Raw genomic sequence first — 8315 nt, 5'->3', positions numbered from 1 at the left:
GAAGGGAAAGGGGAGAAACGGGGGGGGTCTTTTTAGGGGACAACCCCAAAAAGAGGCCGGAACAGACAATAAAAGGAGATCAGGCTTGCCGCTCAAGTTGTCTATCAGCCAGGCCCGCCGTCTGGCCCTGTCAGCCCAAGGATTCGGCAAACAGCCTGACGCCCCACCGACCCTGTCCGCACTGAAACGCATGCTGCAACGCTTGGGAGTGGTGCAGATCGACTCGGTCAACGCCGTGGTCCGCTCCCATTACCTGCCGCTGTTCTCCCGCCTCGGCGGCTACCCGCCGGAAATGCTCGACCAACTCGCCTGGGGCCGTGGCCGTCAGCGTCAGCTGTTCGAATACTGGGGCCACGAAGCCTCGTTGTTGCCCCTGAACCTCTACCCGCTGTTGCGCTGGCGCATGGCCCATGCCGCTGATGGCCGCGGCATCTACCGCCAGCTGGCGCAGTTCGGCCGCGAACGCCAGGATGTGATCGCCCGCGTGCTGGCCGCCGTGCGCGAACAGGGCGCACTGGGCGCGGGCAGCTTGTCCACCCGCCAGGAGCGGGCCGGCCCGTGGTGGGACTGGAGCGAAGAAAAGCACGCGCTGGAATGGCTGTTCGCCGCCGGTGAAGTGACGGTGGCGGGGCGGCGCGGCTTCGAGCGGCTCTACGATGTGCCGGAAAGGGTCCTGCCCAAGGCCATTCTTGACCAAGCGCTGCCGAGCGAAGCCGTAGCCCATCAAGGCCTGATGCTGCACGCCGCCACGGCCCTGGGCGTGGCCACCGAGCGCGACCTGCGTGACTACTTCCGCCTGGAGCCCGGCCAGGGCAGGGCGGCGCTGCACGAGCTGGTCGGCGATGGCCGCTTGCAGCCAGTCGAGGTACAGGGTTGGAAACAGCCGGCCTACTGCGCCGGCTCCCCGCGCATCCCCCGGCGCATCGAGGCCAGCGCGCTGTTGTCGCCGTTCGATTCGCTGGTCTGGGAGCGCAACCGCACCGAGCGGCTATTCGATTTTCACTACCGACTGGAAATCTACACCCCGGCGCACAAGCGGGTATACGGCTACTACGTGTTGCCATTCCTGCACCGCGAACGTATCGCCGCGCGCCTGGACCTGCGCGCCGAGCGCGCCCAGGGGCAACTGGCGGTGCATGCCGTGCACGCGGAATCGATACCGTTGGACGAGGAGGGCTATCAGGCCTTGGCGGGGAATCTGCTGCGCATGGCCCAGTGGTTGGGCCTGGAACGGGTGCAACTGAACTGCCCTCGGGCAGAGGGCAGCCAGTTGCGTCAGGCCCTGCTCAGCGCCGCACCTGCTTGAGGGTTTCGGCGATCAGGAAGGCGAGTTCCAGCGACTGATCGGCGTTCATCCGTGGGTCGCAGTGGGTGTGGTAGCGGTCGGACAGGGCATCCTCGGTGATCGGCCGGGCGCCGCCGATACACTCGGTGACGTTTTGCCCAGTCATCTCGATATGGATACCGCCCGCATGGCTGCCCTCGGACTGGTGCACCTGGAAGAACTGCTTTACCTCGTCGAGGATCTGCGCAAAGTCGCGGGTCTTGTAGCCGCTGCTGGCCTTGATGGTGTTGCCGTGCATAGGGTCGGAGCTCCACAGCACCTTGCGCCCCTCGCGCTCGACGGTGCGGATCAGCCCAGGCAGGTGCGCGCCGACCTTGCCGGCGCCCATGCGCACGATCAGGTTGAGGCGGCCGGGGTCGTTGGCCGGGTTAAGCGTGTCGATCAGGCGGATCAGCTCTTCGGGGTTCATGCTCGGGCCGACCTTGACCCCGATCGGGTTGTGCACGCCGCGCAGGAATTCGACATGGGCGCCGTCGAGCTGGCGGGTGCGGTCACCGATCCACAGCATGTGCGCCGAGCAGTCGTAGTAGTCGCCGGTCAGGCTGTCCTGGCGCACGAAGGCTTCTTCATAGTTGAGCAGCAGCGCTTCGTGGGCCGTGAAGAAGCTGGTTTCGCGCAGTTGTGGCGCGCTGTCCAAACCGCAGGCGCGCATGAAGGCGAGGGTTTCGTCGATGCGGTTGGCCAGCTGGTGGTACTTGTCGGCCAGCGCCGAGTTGGCGATGAAGTCGAGGTTCCACTTGTGCACCTGGTGCAGGTCGGCAAAACCGCCTTGGGCGAAGGCGCGCAGCAGGTTGAGGCTGGCAGTGGCCTGGTGGTAGGCCTGCAGCAGGCGATCCGGGTCTGGCACGCGGCTTTTTTCGTCGAAACCGATGCCGTTGACGATATCACCGCGGTAGGCCGGCAGGGTGACGTTGCCGATGGTTTCGTCGCCCGAGGAGCGCGGCTTGGCGAACTGCCCCGCCATGCGCCCGACCTTGACCACCGGGCAGCCTGCGGCGAAGGTCATGACGATGGCCATCTGCAGCAGCACCTTGAAGGTGTCGCGGATCTTCGCCGCCGAGAACTCGGCGAAGCTCTCGGCGCAGTCGCCGCCCTGCAGCAGGAAGGCGCGGCCCTCGGTGACCTCGGCGAACTGCCGGCGCAGCTCGCGCGCCTCGCCGGCGAACACCAGCGGCGGGTAGCTGGCCAGGGTCTGCTCGACCTTGAGCAGGTGCGCGGCGTCGGGGTAGGTCGGTTGCTGCTGGATCGGCAGGGCACGCCAGCTGTCGGGGCTCCACGGTCGGTTCATCACGGGCTCGGTCTTGTCTGTTATAGGCTGCCTGCCATGGTAACAGCGGCGCCGAGCTTGTTGCATCCGGGGCGTTGACGGACAATGCGCGTTTTTGCGCGGGCGGGTGGCAGGTAGATGGCGACGGAGCGGGAAGAAAAGCTGTTGGCCCGGGTCGAGGATGCCTTTGGCGTCATCAGCGTGTACGAGGTGGAGGATTACCGCTTCCTCGAGTTCGGCGATGCCATCGAGCAGAGCTGTGTGTTCACCGCCGACCCCAGTTGGCTGGAGTACGACTACACCCGCGCCATGCTGGTCGGCGCGCTGTGCCATGAGCAGCCTGAAAGTGCGCTGTTTCTCGGCCTGGGCGCTGGCACCCTGACCCAGGCCTGCATGAAGTTCCTGCCGCTGGAAGACATCGAGGCCATCGAGCTGCGTGCGGACGTGCCGCGCCTGGCCATGGAATACATGGGGCTGGACGATGACCCGCGGCTGTATGTGCGCATTGGCGACGCCCTGGAGTTGTTGCCCACGGCAGAGCAAGCCGACCTGCTGTTCGTCGACCTTTATACCGACTACGGGCCGGGTGTCGGGCACCTGGCGTGGAAGTTCCTCGAGAACTGCCAGAAGAAACTCAACCCGGGTGGCTGGCTGGTGATCAACCAGTGGGCCAACGACGACGGCAAGCCGTTGGGCGCGGCGCTGTTGCGCGGGTTGTACCACCGGCATTACTGGGAGCTGCCGGTGAAGGAGGGCAATGTGATCCTGCTGGTGCCGGCGGACCTGGAGCAGCAACTGGACATCGACGGCCTGCGGGCGCGGGCCGAGGCCTTGGCGCCGCGTTTGGGGTATAGCCTGGACGGGCTGATTCGCGAGATCCGGCCTGCTACATGAGACCGCGTCGCCTGCTTCGCGGTGTTACAGAAAACCGATTCAGCTGCTGCAGCCTGATGGCCCGATACTGGCCGTTGGGCCAGAAAAATTTACTCACTCCTTACTGTTATTTCGGGTATAGTACGCGCCGGTCTTTTAGCGGACCTCAAAATCAGGTGGTGCAAATCCTCCGAGTCCAGCTTCGGCTGCACGTCCGCTAGGCGGACCTTCCCAAAGTTTTCTTTTTCAATCGTTTTCGCAAATCCCCGCCGACAAAGCTGCCTGGGTGACCGTTCCGGTCTTTCAAGGCATGTGCAGCTTTGCAGCATGGGTCTTTGCGGATGCACTTAGAGGCAGACCCATGACCCAGGAAACCGGCGGCTTCGCCGCTCTCGATCTTAATCCGAATATTGTTGCTGCCGTTCTGGCTACCGGCTACGAAGAGCCGTCCGCCATTCAGCAACAATCGATCCCGATCATCCTCGCCGGTCACGACATGATCGGCCAGGCGCAGACTGGCACCGGCAAGACCGCTGCCTTCGCCCTGCCGATCCTCAACAAGATCGATGTGAGCAAGCGCGAACCGCAAGCCCTGATCCTGGCGCCAACCCGTGAGTTGGCGCTGCAAGTAGCCACCGCTTTCGAAACCTACGCCAAGCAGATGCCGGGCGTTAACGTGGTGGCCGTTTATGGTGGTGCCCCGATGGGCCCACAGCTGCGTGCCATTCGCAACGGTGCGCAAATCGTCGTTGCTACTCCGGGCCGTCTGTGCGACCACCTGCGTCGTGACGAGAAAGTCCTGTCGACCGTGCAGTACCTGGTACTGGACGAAGCCGACGAAATGCTCAAGCTGGGCTTCATGGACGACCTCGAAGTGATCTTCGATGCCATCCCGGCCAGCCGCCAGACCGTACTGTTCTCCGCAACGCTGCCGTCGTCGATCCGCTCGATCGCCGAACGCCACCTGCGCGAGCCCAAGCACGTCAAGATCCAGAGCAAGACCCAGACCGTTACCGCGATCGAGCAGGCCCACCTGATGGTCCACGCTGACCAGAAGATCCCGGCTGTTCTGCGTCTGCTGGAAGTCGAAGAGTTCGACGCGCTGATCGCCTTCGTGCGCACCAAGCAAGCCACCCTGGACCTGGCCGCCGCGCTGGAAGCCAAGGGCTACAAGGCTGCCGCGCTGAACGGCGACATCGCCCAGAACCAGCGTGAGCGCGTAATCGACTCGCTGAAGGACGGCCGCCTGGACATCGTCGTCGCCACCGACGTCGCTGCCCGTGGTCTGGACGTACCGCGCATCACTCACGTGTTCAACGTCGACATGCCGTACGACCCGGAATCCTACGTACACCGTATCGGCCGTACCGGCCGTGCCGGTCGTGATGGCCGTGCGCTGCTGCTGGTCACCCCGCGTGAGCGCCGCATGCTGCAGGTGATCGAGCGCGTGACCGGGCAGAAGGTTGCCGAAGCCCGTCTGCCGAACGCCCAGGCTGTACTGGACGCCCGCATCAAGAAGCTGACCAACAGCCTGGCGCCGCTGGTTGCCGAAGCAGAAGCCACCCATGGCGAGCTGTTCGACCGCCTGACTGCCGACCTCGGCTGCAGCGCACGTGCCCTGGCTTCGGCCCTGCTGCGCAAGGCCACCAATGGCCAGGCGCTGGACCTGGCCGCGGTAGAGCGTGAGCAGCCGCTGGTACCAAGCTTTGCCCCGCGTGGCGAGCGTACCGAGCGTGGTGAGCGCAGCGACCGTGGTGATCGTGGCGACCGTGGTGGTGACCGCGAGCGTCGTGCGCCAATGCCGCTGGCCGAAGGCCGCGTGCGTTGCCGTACCGCCCTGGGTGCCCGTGATGGTATCGCTGCCAAGAACTTGCTGGGCGCGATCCTCAACGAAGGTGGCCTGGCCCGTGACGCCATTGGCCGCATCCAGGTGCGCGACAGCTTCAGCCTGATCGAGCTGCCGGAAGATGGCCTGGAACGTCTGCTGACCAAGCTCAAGGACACTCGTGTTGCCGGCAAGCAGCTGAAGCTGCGCCGCTACCGCGAAGATTGATCCTGACGCAATGAAAAAATCCCCGGCCCAGGTCGGGGATTTTTTTGCCTGTGCCATTTTGGGGCCGCTGCGCAGCCCTTTCGCGACACAAGGCCGCTCCTACAAAAGAACGCGATCTCCTGTAGGAGCGGCCTTGCCGGGGCGTCGGACCGGTCGGAAAGGGGCGCAAAGCGCCCCCGGCGATCTTCAGTCGAACCGGTAAATGTCCATCCCCAGCGCGCCCAGGGTGAAGCCCTGGTGCACGATCCCGAACCTGTCCCCAGCCCCCAGGGCAAAGAACAGCGGCAGCAAATGCTCATCACTGGGATGGTTACGTGCAGCAAACGGCGCCTGTTTCCGGTAATCCAGCAGCGCAGCCTTATCATCTGCCTTCAGTCGCTCCACCACCCAGTCCCGGAATTCCAGCGCCCAGGGCTCGATCACATCCGGCCCGGCATGCCAGTCCAGCTCACCCAGGTTGTGGGTGATGCTGCCGGAACCCACCAGCAAAACGCCTTCGGCACGCAACCCGGCCAGCGCCTGGCCAACCTTGATCTGCAACCCCGGTCCCATCTGGCTGGGCAACGAAACCTGTATCACCGGGATGCCCGCATCCGGGTACATCAACGACAGCGGCACCCAGGCGCCGTGATCGAACGGTCGTTGCGGGTCCAGTTGGGCCTGCAACGATTCGGCAACCCGGCTGGCCAGGGCGGGCTCGCCCGGCGCCGGGTATTGCACCGCGTACAGCGCCGGCGGGAAGCCGTAGAAGTCGTGCCAGGTCTCGGGCCGCGCGCCGCTGGTTACCAGCAGCTCGCGGCTTTCCCAGTGTGCCGACACCACCACGATCGCCTTCGGCCGTGGCAGAGCGTTGGCCAGCGCGGCCAATGCCGGCCCGCTGGCGCCGGGTTGCAAGGCGAGCATGGGGGAACCGTGGGAAATGAACAGGCTGGGCAGCATGACGGGGGTCCTGAGGGGTTAAGATGCAATCATCTTCGATCAAGTACAGATCGAAATCCAAACCAAGTTTTACCCTCAATCCATCTAAAAATCGGGAGTGAACATGGAACCAGCGTTCTGGCAGAAGCGATGGGCCGATAACCAGATCGGCTTTCACCGCACGGACGTAAACCCTTTCTTGCTGGCGCACTGGTCCAGACTGGCGCTGGCCGAGGGCGCGCGCGTCCTGGTGCCTTTATGCGGCAAAAGCCTGGACATGGCCTGGCTGGCAGGGCAGGGGCACCGGGTGCTGGGGGTAGAGCTGTCGCGGCGGGCGGTCGAGGACTTTTTTCGTGAGCAGAGGCTTCAGGCGCAGGTGTCGCAGCAGGGCGCGTTCGAGGTCTGGCGCAGTGGTGATGTGGAGGTCTGGTGTGGTGATTTCTTTGCCTTGCGGGCAGAGGATGTTGCCGAATGCACGGGGCTGTATGACCGCGCAGCGGTGATTGCCTTGCCAGCGCAGATGCGCACGCGATACATGGCGCATCTGTCGCAAGTGCTGCCGAAGGGGTGCCATGGGCTGCTTCTGACCATGGACTACGATCAGCAACTGCTGGACGGGCCACCGTTTTCGGTGCCGGATGCCGAAGTGCGCCAAGGCTATGCGGGTGGCAAGGTGCAGGTTCTGGATGAGCGGGAGGTCATCGAAGAGAGCCCGAAATTCCTCCAGGCAGGTGTCGGGAGCGTGGTAGAGAGGGTGTACCAGGTAAAGTTCTGATCAGCAAAAAGGGCGACCGAAGTCGCCCTTTTCTTTCCCGGTTTGATCAACCGCGGCGGCGCAGGGCCTCGATGCGGTCTTCCAGCGGCGGGTGGCTCATCAGCAGGCCGGCCAGGCCGTGCTTGAGGCCGCCATTGATGCCGAAGGCCTTCATGGTGTCGGGCATGTGCACCGGCAGGCCTTGTTCCACGCGCAGGCGCTGCAGGGCGCCGATCATCGCAGCGGTACCGGCCAGTTGCGCACCGGCTTCGTCGGCACGGTACTCGCGGCGGCGCGAGAACCACATGACGATCATGCTGGCGAGGATGCCGAGGATCAGCTCGGCGACGATGGTCGCCACGTAGTAGGCAATGCCTTGGCCCTCTTCATTCTTGAAGATCACCTTGTCGACGAAGTTGCCAATGATGCGGGCGAAGAACATTACGAAGGTGTTCACCACGCCTTGCACCAGCGCCAGGGTGACCATGTCACCATTGGCTACGTGGCCGATTTCGTGGGCCAGCACGGCGCGCACTTCATCGGGCGAGAAGCGCTCCAGCAGGCCTTGGGATACGGCTACCAGCGCGTCGTTGCGGTTCCAGCCAGTGGCGAAGGCATTGGCCTCGTAGGCCGGGAAAATGCCCACCTCTGGCATCTTGATGCCCGCTTCGCGGGACAGCTCTTCGACCGTTTGCAGCAGCCACTGCTCGTGGCGGGTGCGCGGCTGGCTGATGATCTGGGTGCCGGTGGTCATCTTCGCCATCCACTTGGAGATGAACAGCGATACCAGGGAGCCAGCGAAGCCGAACACGGCGCAGAAGACCAGCAGGCTGCTGAGGTTGAGGTCAACCCCGTTGGCGGCCATGAACCCGTTGAAGCCGAACAGGCTCAGGGTAATGCTTGCAACCAGCACCACCGCAAGGTTGGTGGCTACAAACAACAGAATGCGCATCATGGTTGTTACGTTCTCCTGACGGATGAGTTGTTGCTTACTGCGGGGTATATAAGGCCCATGCCGCGGCGATTCAATCGGGCGACTATTTCAAACTGTGTACGGCGGAGTATGGCAGAGGATTTTACGCGGGCTGTGAGATAGAGCGTTGCA

At 64.0% G+C, this 8315-nt stretch carries 6 protein-coding genes and 1 pseudogene; 4 read left to right on the top strand and 3 right to left on the bottom strand.

Going from position 1 to position 8315, the window contains the following annotated elements; translation table 11 throughout:
* The first annotated feature begins 85 nt into the window (after positions 1 to 85).
* Positions 86 to 1306: a winged helix-turn-helix domain-containing protein gene (locus ACLEJU_RS28430; RefSeq protein ID WP_435425555.1), complete on the top strand. Its 1221-nt coding sequence runs from the start codon at positions 86 to 88 to the stop codon at positions 1304 to 1306.
* On the opposite strand, the gene ACLEJU_RS28425 is transcribed toward ACLEJU_RS28430, so the two are convergent.
* Positions 1287 to 2633, bottom strand: a complete 1347-nt coding sequence (locus tag ACLEJU_RS28425) for a class II 3-deoxy-7-phosphoheptulonate synthase (protein WP_435425554.1) — start codon at positions 2631 to 2633, stop codon at positions 1287 to 1289. The two genes, ACLEJU_RS28430 and ACLEJU_RS28425, sit on opposite strands and share 20 nt — an antisense overlap.
* Before the next feature lie 117 nt (positions 2634 to 2750).
* Between ACLEJU_RS28425 and ACLEJU_RS28420 the strand changes: the two genes are divergently transcribed.
* On the top strand, positions 2751 to 3506 hold the full coding sequence (locus ACLEJU_RS28420) for a spermidine synthase (RefSeq protein WP_435425553.1): 756 nt from the start codon (positions 2751 to 2753) through the stop codon (positions 3504 to 3506).
* A 306-nt stretch (positions 3507 to 3812) separates the two neighbouring features.
* Positions 3813 to 5538: pseudogene (locus ACLEJU_RS28415) on the top strand (DEAD/DEAH box helicase).
* 186 nt (positions 5539 to 5724) lie between these two features.
* Here the strand turns inward: ACLEJU_RS28415 and ACLEJU_RS28410 are convergent.
* On the bottom strand, positions 5725 to 6477 hold the full coding sequence (locus ACLEJU_RS28410) for a DODA-type extradiol aromatic ring-opening family dioxygenase (RefSeq protein WP_435425552.1): 753 nt from the start codon (positions 6475 to 6477) through the stop codon (positions 5725 to 5727).
* A 103-nt stretch (positions 6478 to 6580) separates the two neighbouring features.
* Here ACLEJU_RS28410 and ACLEJU_RS28405 point away from each other — a divergent pair, with 103 nt between their 5' ends.
* Positions 6581 to 7231: a thiopurine S-methyltransferase gene (locus tag ACLEJU_RS28405; protein ID WP_435425551.1), complete on the top strand. Its 651-nt coding sequence runs from the start codon at positions 6581 to 6583 to the stop codon at positions 7229 to 7231.
* 46 nt (positions 7232 to 7277) lie between these two features.
* Here ACLEJU_RS28405 and htpX read toward each other — a convergent pair whose 3' ends face one another.
* Positions 7278 to 8165 carry a protease HtpX gene (htpX, locus tag ACLEJU_RS28400; RefSeq protein WP_003259721.1) on the bottom strand — a complete coding sequence of 296 codons (888 nt, stop codon included), beginning with the start codon at positions 8163 to 8165 and terminating at the stop codon, positions 7278 to 7280.
* Between the last annotated feature and the right edge of the window lie 150 nt (positions 8166 to 8315).

This window comes from Pseudomonas sp. SMN11, from assembly GCF_052041945.1.
Taxonomy (GTDB): domain Bacteria; phylum Pseudomonadota; class Gammaproteobacteria; order Pseudomonadales; family Pseudomonadaceae; genus Aquipseudomonas.
The sequence above is the reverse complement of the archived record's forward strand: the minus strand, read 5'-3'. Positions and strand labels throughout refer to the sequence as shown.